Below are 15583 nucleotides of genomic sequence, written 5' to 3' on the forward strand. Positions count from 1 at the left end.
GGGACACCGGTCGCGACACGATGTCCCGCACCGGACGGAGGAGGACGCACGCGGTGACGACGGACGAGGCGGTGACGACGGACAAGGCGGCGACACGACCCTCGACGCTGATCGCTGCCCTCCCGCACCGCTACCGTGCCGTGCTGCACCTGCGCATCGCGTGTGGCCTGTCGATCACCGACACGGCCCGTGCCCTGAACACCGATGCCACCTCCGTCCGGCTCGCCCAGCACCACGCCCTGAACCTGCTCCGGCAGCAGCTCGGCCACTCCCGGAACATGTCGGACCCCCGGCGCACACTGATCACAGAACCGGGGACCACCTCGCCCGGACGTACCGAGGAGGAGCGAGTGCCATGGACACGGGGTGTGGGGCCTTCTTCAGCTGGACCTCACGACGGGTGACGTTGCCGCACTGCCTGCGTGCCGTCGCGGCGGGAACACCCACGCAGTCCGGGCTGACTCTCGATCACCGGGTCGCCTCGGGCACCGTCCGCGGCCGGCTGCTGGCCTATCACGACGCCGACGACGACGCCGACTACGTGGCCCTGCTGGTCGGCGACGTGGCCGGATCGGACGACGTGCCCGTGCGGGTGGTCGACGAGGAGCGACTGCTGGTGGAGGGTGCGCGCAGCACCGAGCCGGCGGAGATCCTCGTGGGCGCCCCCGACGCCCGCGACCCGGATGCGGAGCAGCGGGAGCTCGACCGGCAGCTGTGCCTGGGCGGCCCCGTGCGTTCCATGCTCGCGCATTCCGGTGCCCGTTCGGTCACCGTGGACTGGTGCGCGGTGGCCGCGGCATAGCTCGTGCGGAACGGACTTGACCTCGAGTCGACTCGAGGTTGAACGATGAGCGACGTCAGTTCATCGGCCCTTCCGGAGGACACCATGAGTGTTGTCAAGCCTCTCGACCGCACCACCACGTCGACCCTGCCCGCCTTCTCGCTCAGCCGTCCGATGGCGGTGCTCGTCCCGGTCGTCGTGGCTCTCGTCGCCAACGTCGCACTGTGGCTCGTCGGCCTCGCCGCCGGCGGCTCGTTCGAGGTGACCAACGGCGACACCGTCGAAAGCGCCGCCCCGGGCGGCGTTCTCGTCATGACCGTCGTCCCGCTCACCGTGGGCATGGGTCTCGCGGCGCTGCTCAGCCTGCGCTGGTTCGGCATCATCCGCGTCGCCGAGGTCGTCGGCGCGGTGGCCGCGCTCGGCACCATCGCGTCGACGATCGTCGCCGACTTCGACACCCCGAGCACGATCACGCTGTCGCTGATGCACGTGGTGATCGCACTTGTCGTCGTCGCGGGGCTCGAGGCGATGCGCAACCGCATTGCAGCCCAGCGGTAACCACCGGGGCGACGCAACCGTCCCGGGGAACCGGCCCGAAGGTCCCGATTGTCGCGGGACCTTCGGGCCGCCGCCGCACCCTCCGGCGACGGTGACCTACGGCACGGAGACCGACGCGTCTTCCGTTCCTCCCCAGGCACCTTCGCGGCGATGCGGGCACCGCCTGCAGGTGGTGCCGGTCGCACACGCGGCGCCGGCATTTCGTCCACATGCTTCGTCCACAGGACCGAAGTACCCGACCGCCCGGGACGTACGTCCCGAGATCTGTTCCCCGGCCGACCGTTCCGGGCACAGGGCGATTCGCGACAAGCAGTATTCCGCCCTAGAGTCGCTCCCCGGTGCGACGCGTCCGGCATGCGCCGCGCCGCACACGGACAGGATCGCGGAGGTGGCGGACATTGTGGACCCGAGACTGTGTGCGCTGATCCGCAGTAACGTCGAGGCCGTGTCCGCCCGCCCGGACGGCCTGCAAACCCTGTCGAAAGCGTTCTACGCCAACCTGTTCGCGCGTCATCCCGAGACCCGGCAGTACTTTCCCGCCGCCATGGGCGAGCAACGCGAACGCATCCTGCACGCCGTCGTCCACGTGGTGGACCGGCTGAGCCGACCCGAGACCGTCGTCCCGTTCCTCGAGCAGCTCGGCCGCGACCACCGCAAGTACGGCATCGAGCTGTGGCAGTACAAGGCGCTCACCGAGGCCCTGATCGATGCGGTGGCGCAGGCCGCCGGCGACGACTGGACCACCGAGCTCGACGACGCATGGCACCACGCGCTGCACCTCGTCGCCACCACGATGACCGAGGCCGCGGCCGCCGAAACCGGCCCCGCCGCCTGGGTGGGCACCGTCGTGGAGCACCGCAGACCGCTCGACGACGTCGCCGTCGTGCGCCTGCGGCTCGACCAGCCGATGGCGTACGAGCCGGGACAGTACGTGAGCGTGCAGGTTCCGGGGCGGCCGCGCATGTGGCGTTACCTGTCACCGGCGACGCCGCCGGACGCGGACGGCGCCGTCGAGTTCCATGTCCGTCGCGTCTCCGGCGGCTGGGTGAGCCCGTACATCGTGAGCCACGCCCGCGTCGGCGAGACGTGGGTGCTCGGCTCACCGATCGGCGCCCTGGGGGCGGAGACGATGCGGCCCGGCCCCGGTCGGCCGCGCCCGCTGCTGATGATCGCGTCGGGTACCGCGATCGCCCCCATGCGGGCCCAGCTCATGGCCCTCGCCCGGCGTCCCGCCACGCGGGCGGTCACCGTGTTCTACGCCGGGCGCTACCCGTGCGACCTCTACGACCTGCCGACCCTGTGGCACCTCGCCCGCACCAACCCGTGGCTGACGGTCGTGCCCGTGACCGAGTCGCCGACCGACCCGTGGTGGTTCACCGGCCCCACCGATCCGCCGGCCGGGCTGTCCCTCCTGGAGGGCCCGGTGAGCCGGTGCGTCGCCGAGGCCGGGGACTGGTCGGGGCACGACGTGCAGATCGCCGGGTCCCCCGCCATGATCCAGGCGACCAAGTTCCGGCTGCAGGCCACCGGCGTGCCCGCGGACCGCATCCGCCACGACCCGCTGTACTGACGACCGCGCTCGGTCAGGACCGGTTGAGCCGCGCGATCCGGCCGCTGAGGACCGTGGCGAACGCGCACCACACCGCGTACGGGCCGAGCGCGGCCCCCGCAGCCGGCTTCGCGAGGGCGGCGCGGCGCGCCAGGTCGGCGCTGCTCACCGCGAGCGCCCCGGCGACCACCGTCGCCGGCACGAGCCGATGCGCCTTGAAGAACACCCACGACCAGGACGCGTTGAGTGCCAGGTTCACCGCGAGGGCGGCCCGGTAGTAGGTGGCCTCGTCGACCCGCGCCTCCGATTCGAGCTCGTCGATGGCCACCGCGGAACTCACCGCGATGTCGCCGTACAGCGCCGTCCACACGACGGGGAAGACCGCACTCGGCGGCTGGAACGACGGCTTGCGCAGTCGCCGGTACCAGCGTGTGTCCACGTCCCGGGAGGCGATCGATCCCACCACCGCCGTCGCGGCGGTCGCCGCGGTCGTTCCGAGCAAAGTGCGGCCGAACATGCTCGACATACCTGCTCTCCTTACTCCCGCCGTCGGCGAGGTCGTCACATCGCGAGGTCGTGGATCTGGGGGAAGGGCCGCTGCGGATGCGGCGGCGAGGGCTCGGGATCCGGCTCCGGCGGGAACGGCGGCTGCGGCTCCGGTGGGGTCGGCACCGGGTTCGGCTCCGGTGGGAACGGCGGCGGCGGCGTGGGCGTCGGCGGGATCGGCGGGGCAGGCTCGGGCGAGCCCGGCTCCGTGTCCGGGTCCGGTGCGGTCAGGCCGGGGACGATCATGGCGGGTCACTTCCGATCATCGGCGAGCGGTGTTCCGGGGATACCCGGTGCCGCGGCGGCGCAACCCCAGGTTCGGCACGTCAACGACGTCGACGGCCCGCACGTCTCCGTAGTGCTTGTGCAGAGCCCCAACTGTGACGACATCCATGCGGCTCCTCCCCTTCGGTCCCATCGTGCGCGTGCGGCGGGATGCCCGCACCCCGAACGCCCCGGCGGCTCACTGCCGGCGACGGCGCACCCGCTTGTACACGGAGTCGACCACGAGGACCGCGGGGATGCCCAGAAGCGCGACCCCCAACGCCTCGAGCGGCGGAACCGCGTGCCCGAGAACGTCGGCGACCGGGCCGACGCCGAGGAAGACGACGAGGGCGACGAGTTCGGCGAGCACGGCCCACAGCAGCAGCCGGTTCGAGCCCCACCCGAGCTGCCACGGCGGCCGGGTCGCGCTGCGACAGGCGAACGCGGTGCCCACCTGACCGAGGACGACGGCGGTGAACGCGGCACCGGAGGCAGCGAGAAGTGCCGTCCCGGTGGGAAATTCGCCCCCGGGGCGCCAGCCCGCGACGAGCAGCGCCACGAGGAACGCGCTCATCTCGACGATCGCCTCGGTCGGCCCGAGCACACCGAACACCCGGACCAACAGGGTTCCGTCGACGAGGTGGCGGCGTTCCGGCGGGCGTTTCAGCGTGTCCCGGCTCGGGGGCTCGCCACCGAGGGCGAGCGCCGGCAGCAGATCGGTGCCGATGTCGATGCACAGGATCTGCAGCACCCCCAGGGCGAGCGGGAACTGTCCGCCCGACAGGCCCCACAGCGCGAAGGGCGTCAGTTCGGCCACGTTGGAGGTCAGGTGATAGCTGAGGAAGCGGCGGATGTTGGCGTAGGTGGCACGGCCCTGTTCCACCGCGGTGAGGATGGTCGCGAAGTCGTCGTCGAGCAGCACCAGATCGGCGGCCTCGCGCGCAACGTCCGTGCCGCCCTCACCCATCGCCACCCCGATGTCGGCCTGCCGCAGGGCCGGTCCGTCGTTGACGCCGTCACCGGTCATCGCCACCACGTGGCCGCGGTCCTGCAGGGCCTTGGCCACGCGCAGCTTCTGTTCGGGCGAGACGCGGCTGATCACGATGCCGTCCCGGTCGAGCAGGGCACCGAGCAGCTGATCGTCCTCGGGCAGGTCCTTGCCCTGCACCACCCGGCCCGCGGGCCCGAGCAGCCCGATCTCGCGGGCGATGGCGCGCGCGGTCTCGGGATGGTCGCCGGTGAGCATCGCGACCTTGATGCCGGCGCCGCGGGCGGCCCGCAACGCGGCCGGGACGGCGGTCCGCGGCGGATCCTCCATGCCGAGCAGGCCGAGGAGTTCGAGGTCGCGTTCGGCGAGGTCCGGGTCGGTCTCCACGCCGGGATCGGTCAGGGTCCGGCGGGCGACGGCGAGCACCCGCAGGCCCCGCGACGCCATGTCCGCGAGCGCCTCCTCCGCCCGGTCGACGAGTTCGCCCGGGTCGGCGCAGCGCGGAAGCACCGCGTCCGGGGCGCCCTTGAGGAGCAGCTGCCCGCCCACGATCACCGATTCGCGGCGGCGCCGGGGGTCGAACACGAACCGGCGGGTGACCGGCCCCGGCTGTGCGCCCGGGCCGGCGAGACGGGCCGCGAACGCGGCGATCGCCGCCTCCATCGGGTCACCGACCGCCCGCCACTCGTCGTCGTCGAGGGTGATCCCACCCTTCGAGGCGGCCGCACCGGCGAGACCGGCGCTCGCGGCCGCCGCCACCGCCGGCTCCGGGCCGGTCACCTCACCGGTGGGCGCATACCCCTCCCCGCGCACCGCGACGGTCCCGGCCGGGGTCCACGCCTCGACGACGTTCATCTGGTTCTGGGTGAGCGTGCCCGTCTTGTCGGTGCAGATGAACGTCGTCGAACCGAGGGTCTCGACGGCCTCGAGGTTGCGCACCAGCGCGTTGTCGCGGGCCATGCGCTGCGCCCCCATCGCCAGCGACAGCGTCACGGTGGGCAGCAGTCCCTCGGGCACGAGGGCGACGGTGATGCCCACCGCGAAGAGGAAGGCGTCCTGCCAGGAGATCCCCACCAGGAGAGACACGGCGAAGAACACCGCGCCGACGCCGACGGAACCGAAGGCGAGCGTCCGGACGATGCGCTGGATCTCCAGATCGAGCGGGCCGGGTGGACGTCGCACCGAAGTGGTCAGGGCCGCGATACCGGCGAGGCGGGTGTTCGCACCCGTCGCCGTGACGATCCCTTCGGATTCGCCCTCGGCGACGAATGTTCCGGCGAACACGGCCGCGCCGGCCGTGCGGAGCACCGGTTCGCTCTCCCCGGTGAGGGTGGATTCGTCGAAGGTGCAGCGGCCCGCGACCGCGAGGGTCAGATCGGCCGGGACCCGGTCGCCGCCGGTGAGCACGACGACGTCGCCGACCACCAGGTCGCGGGCGTCGACGGTGCGCAGCGCCCCGTCGCGCCGCACGACGATGGTGGTGGGCAGCAGCTCCCCCAGGCGTTCGGCGGCCTTCTCGGCGCGCTCCTGCTGCACGAAGGCGAAGATGCCGTTGACGACGATCACCACGATCACGGCGATGCCCAGCTCCGGCATGCCCGCGACGAACGCGAGGGCCGAAGCGAACCACAACAGCAGCGCGAAGAAGTGCGTGAGCTGCGCGATCAGCCTGCGCCACCACGGCACCCGTCGCGCGGCCGGAAGCTGGTTCGGCCCGTCCCGGCGGAGCCGCGCGGCGGCCTCCCGGCCGGTGAGCCCGTCGCTGTCGAGCAGCCGCGCACCGGAATCTGCCTGCACACCGCCTCCTCGCCCACGGGATCGACGTGTCACCGCGACGAGGAGCGGGTACAGCACGCCGGGACCGGTCCCGCCGCTGCGGCAGCCCCAGCGTAACGGCATCCGGTCCGGGCCGCGGGACGTCACGGGACACGGCTGCGCCCCGCCGGTTCCGTGCCGGCGGGGCGCAGCCGATCGTCCGTCAGGCGTGTTCGAGGCGGATGCCCTTGGTCTCCTTCATGAAGACGCAGGCGATGCCGGTCAGCACGCACAGCACCATGATGTACACGCTGAACGCCCATCCGATGCCGCGGCCGATCAGGAGCTGATTCAGGTACGGGGCGGTTCCGCCGAACACCGCGACGGAGAACGAGTACGCGAAGCCGATCGCCTGGGTCCGCAGCCGGGTGGGGAAGCTCTCCGACAGCGTCGCCGACAGCACCGACGCGGGGACGGACACGACGAGCAGCGCGACGGTCGTCGCGACGAGCAGGGTCCATCCGGCCGAGGAGATCATCATCGTCAGCGGCAGCTGCAGTACGAGCATCAGTGCGGCGAACGCGAACAGCATCGGGCGGCGGCCGATGCGGTCGGACAGCATGCCCCAGAAGGGCAGGGAGACGAGCGCGATCGATTGGGCGATCACCGACATCCAGTAGGCGACGTCGGGGTCCATCCCCTGCTGGGTGATGGCGTAGGTGGCGACGTACGACGTCCAGGTGTAGTGGGCGGCGGTGATGCCGGAGGTCATGCCGATCATCAGCAGGATCGCGCGGACGACGGTCTTCCGCGGGATGCGCGGCTGCTCGTCCTGCTCCTGGTGGGCGTCGAACACGTCGCTCTCGTCCATGCTGCGACGCAGGTACAGGGCGACCAGGGCCAGGCAGGCGCCGATGAGGAACGGGATGCGCCAGCCCCATTCGGCGACGGCGGTTTCGGAGAGCGACGAGGTGACGGCGCCACCGATGCTGTAGGCGAGGACCGAGCCACCGAAGATCGCGATGAAGGCGACGCTGCCCCACATCCCGCGACGGTGCGGCGGGGCGATCTCACCGACGTACGAGTAGGCGGTGGCCGATTCGCCGCCGTGGGCGAAGCCCTGCATGATCCGCGCGGCGAGCAGGATCAGCGACGCCCACGCCCCGATGGACTCGTAGGTGGGCATGATGCCGATGACGAGGCTGCCCGTCGCCATCATGAGCATCGTGGTGACGAGGACGAACTTGCGGCCCCGCCGGTCGGCGATGCGGCCGAACACGATGCCGCCGAGGGGGCGCATGAGGAAGCCGACGGCGAAGACCGCGAGCGTGGACAGCAGCGCGGAGATCGGATCGGAGTTGTTGAACATCACCGCGGCGATGAACGGTGCGAAGACCGCGTAGGCGCTCCACTCGTACCACTCGAGCACGTTGCCGACCGCGCTGGCGAACAGCGATTTCTTCTTCGATGCCAGGGTGGGCGCGGTGTCGACCGCACCCCGGGTGTTCCGGACGTCGGTGTTCACGTCGTATCTCTTTTCGTTCGCGGGAGCGGTGGCCGAATGTCACATGGGTTCGATGTGACCGAACCCGTGTGACATTCGGTCACGCCGGAGGGGACGGACCGTCAGGCGGTCGGGGTGGGGATCGTGCGGTCGCGCAGGTCGCTGCGCCGGATCTTGCCGGTCTGGGTCTTGGGGAGGTTCTCGACGATGTGGACCCGGCGGGGCCGCTTGTAGGCGGCGAGGCGGTCGCGGACGAAGTCCACGAGCTCGCGCTCGGTGGCGTGGGCGTCGCGTTCGAGCGACACGTACGCCACCACGGATTCGCCCTGGTAGTCGTCGGGCTGGCCGACGACGGCGGCCTCGTGGACGGCGGGATGCTCGTACAGGGCGTCCTCGACCTCGCGGGGCCACACCTTGTATCCGGAGACGTTGATCTGGTCCTTCAGGCGGTCCACCAGGTAGACCCAGCCGTGCCGGTCGATGATCGCACCGTCGCCGGTGCGCAGCCGCCCGCCCGGCAGGGTGGCGGCGGACGCCTCGGGGTTGCGCCAGTACCCGGAGATCACCTGCGGGCCGGACAGTTCCAGTTCACCCTGCTTGCCGGGTTCGACGTCGGCGCCGTCCGCGTCGACGACACGCGCGTCGAGCAGGGGCAGCGGGACGCCGATCGCGAGGGTGCCGCTGGCGGGGTCGACGGGTGCCCGCCGCCCGGGCGGTACCGCGATCACGCCGGAGGAGGTCTCGGTCATGCCGTAGGCGTTGTGGATGTACTTGCCGAACTTCGCTTCGAACTTCTCCACGGTCGCGGGCGGGATCGGCGCGCCGCCGGAGTAGAGGGTCTTGATCGAGGCGAAGTGGCGGGCCTCGGCGCCGGGGGTTTCGTACAGGGCGTTGAACACCGTGATCGAGCCGATCGTGAACGTGACCCCGTGCTCGACGAGGGCCTCGAGCGCGACCTCGGCGTTGAAGCGGTTCGCGAAGACCAGGGCGGTGTCGTGCACCAGCGCCAGCGTGGCGTTGATGACGGCGCCGGTGATGTGGAACAGCGGGGCGACGGCGAACACCGCGTCGCCGGCGGCCAGGCCGACGAAGGAACCGAAGGTGGTGGCCACGGCCAGCACGTTGGCGTGGGTGTTCATCGCGCCCTTCGGCGGACCGGTGGTGCCCGAGGTGTAGGCGAGCAACGCGACGTCGTCGCCGGTGATCTCGACGTGGGGCGGCCGCCGGCCCCGGTGTTGTTCGATCAGCTCGACGAGGTCACCGTCGGGCGCGGCCACGGCGCGGTCCGTCGACGGGAAGACCCGGGCGTCGTCGCGGGTCTGGAAGTCCAGGTCACTGGTGCTGAGGATCCACCGCACGGAGCTGTCGCGGACGGTGTCCGCGGTCTCCGCGACGGCGGTGTCGGCGCACACGATGCCGACGATCTCGGCGTCGTCGACGAGGCGGCGCAGTTCGGCCCGCCGGTACATGGGGTTGAGCACGAGCGCCGCGGCCCCGAGCTTCCACAACGCGAGCAGGGTCAGCGCGTACTGGGGGATGTTCTGCAGGTAGATGCCCACCCGGTCGCCGCGCTGGACCCCACGGGCGGCGAGGGCGACGGCGAGGGCGTCGGAGAGCTCGTCGGTCTCGCGGGCGGTCAGCACACCGTCGAAGTAGGCGATGGCCTTGCCGTCCGGGTTGGCATCCACGCGGGCGCGCCACGCGTCCACCAGGGAGACGAACGGCACCGGCGGCTCGGGATCGAGCCCGTTCGGGTAGAGCGCGGTCCAGGGGCGCTTCTCGGACGTCACGACGCAGTTCCTTCCACTCGACTGCGAAACCTTCCCCACCACGACCGATCGCTCGGTCGGTAAGCGGTCTGTTAGTAGTGTCCTGGGCCACACAAGCGCCTGTCAAATCGGGCACACCACACTCGCGCCGTCCGCGTCGACGGCCTGGCCTGGGCATTCCCGGAGTGGGAGAATCGGAGATCGACCGGCTCCCGGCGCACGATGCGACGAGCGGTCGGGAATCGTCGGTGGGCGGTCGAGGACCGCACGTCGGTGCGAGCGGACACGTCTGACGGAAGGCCGAGACGATGGACGACCTGGAGACCCGGCACGCGCAGGTCCTGCTCGAATGGGACGACGGGCGCGCCGGCTACGGCCCCGGCGCGACGGTGCGCATCGGCCGCGACCGATCGATGGACGTCACCCTCGACGACCCGGTGGTCTCCCGCGAACACGCGTTCCTGCACTGGGACGACGGGTGGTATCTCGTCGACTCCGGCAGCAAGAACGGGCTTTTCGTCGACGGCCGCCGGGTGGAGCGGGTCCGGGTCACCGGGACCGTCGTCGCCCGGCTCGGCGACCGGGCCGAGGGACCCGACCTCCGGATCTCCGTCGCCGAACCCGAGGCGACCCGCGAACGCAGATGGGGGCTGCTCGACCAGCTGACCGCGGTCCGCGCCGGCGACACCCGCGGACCGCTGCGCCGGCCCCGTCCCGCGCCCCGGCCCGGCGACGTGTCGATCGGCCGCGCCGCCGACAACGCCGTCGTCGTCCCCGACGTCCTGGCCTCCCGGCAGCACGCGGCCCTGCGCACCGGACCGTCCGGACTCGAGATCGAGGACCTCGGCAGCGTCAACGGCACCTTCGTCGCCGGCACCCGGATCACCCGCGCCGCCCTCACCGAGGGCGACGTCGTGACGATCGGCAACACCGACCTCGTCGTCCGGGACGGCACCCTCGTCCCCCGGGAGAAGGTGGCGGCTCCCGCGACCGGTGGCCTGCGGGTCCGCGCCGTCGGGCTGACCATCGACGGGAATCGTCGACTGCTCCACGACGTCACCCTGGCCGCGCCGCCCGGCACGCTCACTGCCGTCATCGGCCCCTCCGGCGCCGGCAAATCCACCGTGGCCAAGATCGTGTCCGGCACCGGCAACCCCACCGACGGGGTCGTGGAGTTCGACGGCCACAGCGTGCACGCCGAATACCAGGCCCTGCGCTCCCGGATCGGTCTCGTCCCCCAGGACGACGTGCTCCACCGGCAACTCACCGTCCGCGAGGCCCTCGGCTACGCCGCCGAACTGCGGCTGCCGCCGGACACCACCCGCGCCGACCGCGACGAGGTGATCGCCCGGGTGCTCGCCGAGCTACAGCTCACCGAGCACGCCGGCACCCGCGTCGACCGCCTTTCCGGGGGCCAGCGCAAGCGCGCGTCGGTCGCCCTCGAACTGCTCACCGGGCCGTCGCTGCTGATCCTCGACGAACCCACCTCCGGCCTCGACCCGGCGCTCGACCGGCAGATCATGACCACGCTGCGCCGCCTCGCCGACTCCGGCCGGGTCGTCCTCGTCATCACGCACTCGCTGTCCTACCTCGAACTGTGCGACCAGGTGCTGCTGCTCGCCCCCGGCGGCAAGACCGCCTACGTCGGGCCGCCCGGCGAGGTCGGCGCCGCCCTCGGCAGCACCGACTGGGCGGAGATCTTCGCCCGCGTCGCGGCCGAACCCGACGCGGTGCACGCCGAGCACCTCGCCCGCAGCGCGGCCGTCGACCATCCCCCCGCCGCCGCCCCCGGGCCGCTGGGCCGCCCCGCCCACACCTCCCGCCGCCGACAGCTGAGCACCGTCGCCCGGCGGCAGATGCGGCTGATCCGTGCCGACCGCGGCTACCTCGTCTTCCTGTCGCTGCTGCCGTTCATCCTCGGCGGGCTGTCGATCCTGGTGCCCGGCAGCGACGGATTCGGCCCACCGAGCCCGGGGGCGGAGCCCGGCGAGCTGGCGTTCATCCTCATCCTGCTGATCCTCGGCGCCTGCTTCATGGGCTCGTCGCTCACCGTCCGGGACCTCGTCGGCGAACGGATGATCTACCACCGCGAACGCGCCGCCGGGCTCGCGCCCTCGGCGTACCTGATCGCGAAGATCGTGGTGTTCTGCGCCGCCGCGATCGTGCAGTCGCTCGTGCTGGTCCTCGTCGTCCTCGTCGGCAAGGGCACCCCCGGGCCCGGCAGCGTGATCCCCTCCGGCAGCGTCGAACTCGTCGTCGACATCGCGCTGACCACGTGCGCCTGCGTGGTGGTTGGCCTGGCCCTGTCGGCCGTCGCCCGGTCCGGCGAACAGGTGATGCCGCTGCTCGTCGTGACGGTCATGGTGCAACTCGTGCTCAGCGGCGGCCTGATTCCCATCACCGGGCGCGCCGTGCTCGCCCAGCTGTCGTGGCTGTCGCCGTCGCGCTGGGGCTATGCCGCGACCGCCTCGACCGTCGACCTGCGTGCCAAGGACCCGACCGCCGAGGCCGACGTGCTGTGGCAGCACGCCCCGTCGTGGTGGCTGCTCTCCGCCGGGATGCTGCTCCTCCTCGGCATCGTCTACGCCACGTTCACCTACACCCGGTTGCGGCTGCGCGCCCGGTGAGCGCGATGCCGATGTCTCACACGAGGACGAGCGCGACGGCGACCGCGATGTCGAGGACGGCGCAGAACTCGGCGAAGGAACGGTCCACGGTGACCCGGAGCCGATGGTGGACGAGATCCCACACGCCGTGCAGGAACCATCCGGCCGCGACGATGTACCGGGCGACGTCCGGATCGACGGCGAGCGCGACCAGGCCGAGCGCCCCGAAGGCGACCATGCCGGCCGCCTGGACGAGGAAACGGCGGTCGCGCAGCCGGCCGCGCACCGCGCCCACGACGACCACGACCGCCGCCGCGGCGCCGATCAGCACCGTCGACGGCACGACGTCCAGCGCCCGCACTACGAACCACGCCGTGTAGGAGGCCGGGAACACCACCCATACCGCACGCGGGCGGTCGAGCACGGCCGTGACGAGATACAGGAACGGCAGCAGCATCATCATCTCGGTGAGGATCTCGACGCTCGCCTCGGCGGGCGTGCCGATCAGAGCGAACGCAAGAGCCGCCACCGTCGGCCAGCGCTGCGCCAGGAAGGCCGGCCCGGCCGAGCGGCGCGATGCGGGGCGGGCCGTGCTCACGGCCGTCGTGGTGTCCATGAGGTCTCCCGGGGGCAGTGGTGGGGGATGCCTCCACGATCGGCGGCCGGGGCCGGCCGGGCGAGACCCGGGCGCCGGACAGGTCCGGAAATTTGGGATCCCTGTCCGCCGGACACGTCGCGTCCGGGCCCGGCCCCGGTTACGGTCGACGGTGTGGACGAACGACTCGTGGTGGTCGTCGGCTACGACCGGGCGGAGCTGCTCGACATCGCCTGCGTGACGACCACGTTCGCGGCGGCGAACCGGTTCGGCGCGGTCCCGGCGTACCGGGTCGAGCTGGCCACCCCCGGCGGGGCCGCGATCACCTGCGACACCGGGCTCGTGCTGGCCGGACAGCGACGGCTCGAGCGGCTCGTCGGAACGCTCGACACCCTCGTGGTCTCCGGTGGCTTCGGGCACATCGACATGGCAGACGACGCCCGGTTCGTCGGCCACGTGCGCCGCCTGGCGCGGGACAGCCGCCGGGTGGCGTCCGTGTGCACGGGCGCCTCCGTCCTCGCGGCCGCCGGTCTGCTCGACGGCCGTCGCGCCACCACCCACTGGGCGTTCGCCGATCGGCTCGCCGCGCGGTATCCGCAGGTGCAGGTGGATCCGTTGCCGATCTTCGTGCGCGACGGGCACGTCGCCACCGCCGCCGGCGTGACCAGCGCCCTGGACCTCGCCCTCGCGTTCGTCGAGGAGGACCACGGCCCCGACATGGCCCGCCGGGTCTCCCGGGCCCTCGTCACCTACCTGCAGCGGCCGGGCAACCAGGCGCAGATGAGCATGTTCACCACGGCCCCCGAACCGAAGGACCGCGGGATGCGGCGCCTCGTCGACCACATCACCACCCACCTCGACGGCGATCTGTCGGCCGCCGCGCTCGCCGCGCTCGCCGGGATGAGCGAACGGCACCTCACCCGGATGTTCCTGCACCACCTGCACGACACACCCGCCCGCTACGTCCGCCGGGTTCGGCTCGAGTCCGCCGCCGTCCTGCTCACCACCACGTCGCTACCGGTCACGGCGGTCGCGGCGCGCTGCGGCTTCGGCACGGCCGAGACGCTGCGGCAGGCGTTCACCCGTCGCTACGGGGCGTCACCGGCGGCGTTCCGCGCCGGTCACTCGCGTACCGCGGCCCGGCACACCGGGGTCGGCTGAGCGGGTCTCAGGACAGGTACTCGGGGTCCGGGCAGGTCTTGTGCGACCAGTCCGACCCGAGGCGGCCCTGGTGCGAGTCCTCCGGGCACTCGCCGCTGCGCTCGCCCGCGCGCGCCAGGGACACCACGACGGATTTCGAGGTAGGGCAATTGCTCTGGCGTGCAGTCGAATCCAGCGGTACCAGCTCGTTGGTCTCGGGATAGTAGGCGGCCGCCGAGCCGCGCGGCGTGTCGTACTCGACAATCCGGAACGACCGCGCGCACCGGACCCGCTCGTCGCCGTCCCACCGGGTGAACAGGTCGACCAGGTCGCCGTCGTCGAAGCCGAGGGCGGCGATGTCGTCGCGGTGCAGGAAGATCACCCGCCGCCCGCCCTCGATGCCGCGGTACCGGTCGCTCAGCCCGTAGACGGTGGTGTTGAACTGGTCGTGGCTCCGCAGGGTCTGCAGGATCACGTGCCCCGCGGGCACCTGCAGCACGTCGATCGGGGAGACCGCGAACTCGGCCCGCCCGGAGGCGGTGTGGAAGGAGCGCGAATCGCGCGGCGGATGCGGCAGGACGAAGCCGCCCGGCCGCCGCACGTTCACGTCGTAGCTCTCGCACCCGGGCACCACCCGCGAGATCAGGCCGCGGACGACGCCGTAGTCGTCGCGCATCGCCTTCCAGTCGAGGCCGTACCGGTCCCCCAGCGTGGCCTCGGCGATCCGGGAGACGATCTCGACCTCGGACTTCAGGTGCGCGCTCGCCGGCGGCAACGGTCCGCGGGACGCGTGGACCGAGCACGTGGAGTCCTCGACCGTCACGAACTGCGGGCCCGACGCCTGCACGTCCTGCTCGGTGCGGCCCTTGGCCGGCAGGATCAGCGCCGTCTCGCCGCACACGAGATGCGATCGGTTGATCTTGGTGGAGACCTGCACCGTCATCCGGGCCCTGCGCATCGCCGCCGCGGTGACGTGGGTGTCCGGCGCGGCCTGCACGAAGTTGCCCCCGAGCCCCATGAAGAAGCGGGCCCGGCCGTCGCGCAGGGCCCGGATGGAGTCGACGGTGTCGAAGCCGTTCTCGCGCGGCGGATCGAAGCCGAACTCCCGTTGCAGCGCATCGAGGAAGTGGGCCGGCGGCCGCTCCCAGATACCCATGGTGCGGTCGCCCTGCACGTTCGAATGCCCGCGCACGGGGAACAGACCCGCGCCCCGCTTGCCGACGTTGCCCTGCGCGAGGGCCAGGTTGGTGACCTCCTTGATGGTGGCCACCGCGTTGCGGTGCTGGGTCAGGCCCATCGCCCAGCAGAACACCGTTGCGCGCGAGTCGCGCAGCAGCGTCGCCGCCTCGGTGATCTGCTCCTGCGACAGCCCCGTGGCGGTGGTGACGACGTCCCAGTCGACGCCGGCGACGTGGTGGCGCCACTGCTCGAAACCGTGGGTGTGCCGTTCGATGAACTCGTGGTCGAGCGCGTCCCATTCCACGAGCAGCGAACCGAACGCCTGCAGCAGCGCGAGGTCGCCGTTCAG

Annotated in this window: 14 protein-coding genes; 6 read left to right on the forward strand and 8 right to left on the reverse strand. The window is 72.0% G+C overall.

The window, feature by feature from the left end:
* Window positions 1–53: 53 nt before the first annotated feature.
* The 4 genes from AIIKEEIJ_RS17785 to AIIKEEIJ_RS17800 all read left to right on the forward strand — a co-directional run bounded on the left by AIIKEEIJ_RS17785 (window position 54) and on the right by AIIKEEIJ_RS17800 (window position 2909).
* A complete protein-coding gene (locus tag AIIKEEIJ_RS17785) occupies window positions 54–404 on the forward strand; it encodes a sigma factor-like helix-turn-helix DNA-binding protein (RefSeq protein WP_161996268.1) in 351 nt (116 codons plus the stop codon).
* Complete coding sequence (locus AIIKEEIJ_RS17790; protein WP_202917192.1) at window positions 356–802, forward strand: hypothetical protein; 447 nt, start codon at window positions 356–358, stop codon at window positions 800–802. The genes AIIKEEIJ_RS17785 and AIIKEEIJ_RS17790 overlap by 49 nt, the downstream gene beginning before the upstream one ends.
* A 45-nt stretch (window positions 803–847) precedes the next feature.
* On the forward strand, window positions 848–1339 hold the full coding sequence (locus AIIKEEIJ_RS17795) for a DUF6069 family protein (protein ID WP_082120296.1): 492 nt from the start codon (window positions 848–850) through the stop codon (window positions 1337–1339).
* Between the two features lie 400 nt (window positions 1340–1739).
* Window positions 1740–2909 (forward strand): globin domain-containing protein, encoded by a 1170-nt coding sequence (locus AIIKEEIJ_RS17800; RefSeq protein ID WP_043796911.1) that lies wholly within the window; start codon window positions 1740–1742, stop codon window positions 2907–2909.
* Window positions 2910–2922: 13 nt separating this feature from the next.
* Here the strand turns inward: AIIKEEIJ_RS17800 and AIIKEEIJ_RS17805 are convergent, their stop codons facing one another.
* The 6 genes from AIIKEEIJ_RS17805 to AIIKEEIJ_RS17825 all read right to left on the reverse strand — a co-directional run bounded on the left by AIIKEEIJ_RS17805 (window position 2923) and on the right by AIIKEEIJ_RS17825 (window position 9735).
* Window positions 2923–3414 carry a TspO/MBR family protein gene (locus tag AIIKEEIJ_RS17805; RefSeq protein WP_006943512.1) on the reverse strand — a complete coding sequence of 164 codons (492 nt, stop codon included), beginning with the start codon at window positions 3412–3414 and terminating at the stop codon, window positions 2923–2925.
* A gap of 35 nt (window positions 3415–3449) precedes the next feature.
* Window positions 3450–3680, reverse strand: a complete 231-nt coding sequence (locus AIIKEEIJ_RS17810; RefSeq protein ID WP_029546658.1) for a hypothetical protein — start codon at window positions 3678–3680, stop codon at window positions 3450–3452.
* Between the two features lie 16 nt (window positions 3681–3696).
* A complete protein-coding gene (locus AIIKEEIJ_RS33690; protein ID WP_274387010.1) occupies window positions 3697–3828 on the reverse strand; it encodes a hypothetical protein in 132 nt (43 codons plus the stop codon).
* A 69-nt stretch (window positions 3829–3897) separates the two neighbouring features.
* Window positions 3898–6483, reverse strand: a complete 2586-nt coding sequence (locus tag AIIKEEIJ_RS17815; RefSeq protein ID WP_161996269.1) for an HAD-IC family P-type ATPase — start codon at window positions 6481–6483, stop codon at window positions 3898–3900.
* Window positions 6484–6664: 181 nt separating this feature from the next.
* On the reverse strand, window positions 6665–7966 hold the full coding sequence (locus AIIKEEIJ_RS17820; protein ID WP_029546660.1) for an MFS transporter: 1302 nt from the start codon (window positions 7964–7966) through the stop codon (window positions 6665–6667).
* A 101-nt stretch (window positions 7967–8067) separates the two neighbouring features.
* On the reverse strand, window positions 8068–9735 hold the full coding sequence (locus tag AIIKEEIJ_RS17825) for an AMP-binding protein (protein ID WP_161996270.1): 1668 nt from the start codon (window positions 9733–9735) through the stop codon (window positions 8068–8070).
* A gap of 287 nt (window positions 9736–10022) precedes the next feature.
* On the opposite strand from AIIKEEIJ_RS17825, the gene AIIKEEIJ_RS17830 reads away from it, so the two are divergent.
* On the forward strand, window positions 10023–12341 hold the full coding sequence (locus tag AIIKEEIJ_RS17830) for an FHA domain-containing protein (RefSeq protein WP_161996271.1): 2319 nt from the start codon (window positions 10023–10025) through the stop codon (window positions 12339–12341).
* Between the two features lie 16 nt (window positions 12342–12357).
* On the opposite strand, the gene AIIKEEIJ_RS17835 is transcribed toward AIIKEEIJ_RS17830, so the two are convergent.
* Window positions 12358–12936, reverse strand: a complete 579-nt coding sequence (locus AIIKEEIJ_RS17835; RefSeq protein WP_050036131.1) for a hypothetical protein — start codon at window positions 12934–12936, stop codon at window positions 12358–12360.
* Between the two features lie 153 nt (window positions 12937–13089).
* Between AIIKEEIJ_RS17835 and AIIKEEIJ_RS17840 the strand changes: the two genes are divergently transcribed.
* Entirely contained in the window at window positions 13090–14076 is a 987-nt protein-coding gene (locus AIIKEEIJ_RS17840) for a GlxA family transcriptional regulator (RefSeq protein WP_185713297.1), read from the forward strand.
* A 7-nt stretch (window positions 14077–14083) separates the two neighbouring features.
* On the opposite strand, the gene AIIKEEIJ_RS17845 is transcribed toward AIIKEEIJ_RS17840, so the two are convergent.
* Window positions 14084–15583: molybdopterin dinucleotide binding domain-containing protein (locus tag AIIKEEIJ_RS17845; protein ID WP_161996272.1), on the reverse strand; the 1500-nt coding region annotated here is incomplete at its 5' end.

The sequence above is a fragment of the Rhodococcus sp. YH1 genome (assembly GCF_009939605.1).
GTDB classification, from domain to species: domain Bacteria; phylum Actinomycetota; class Actinomycetes; order Mycobacteriales; family Mycobacteriaceae; genus Rhodococcus; species Rhodococcus aetherivorans.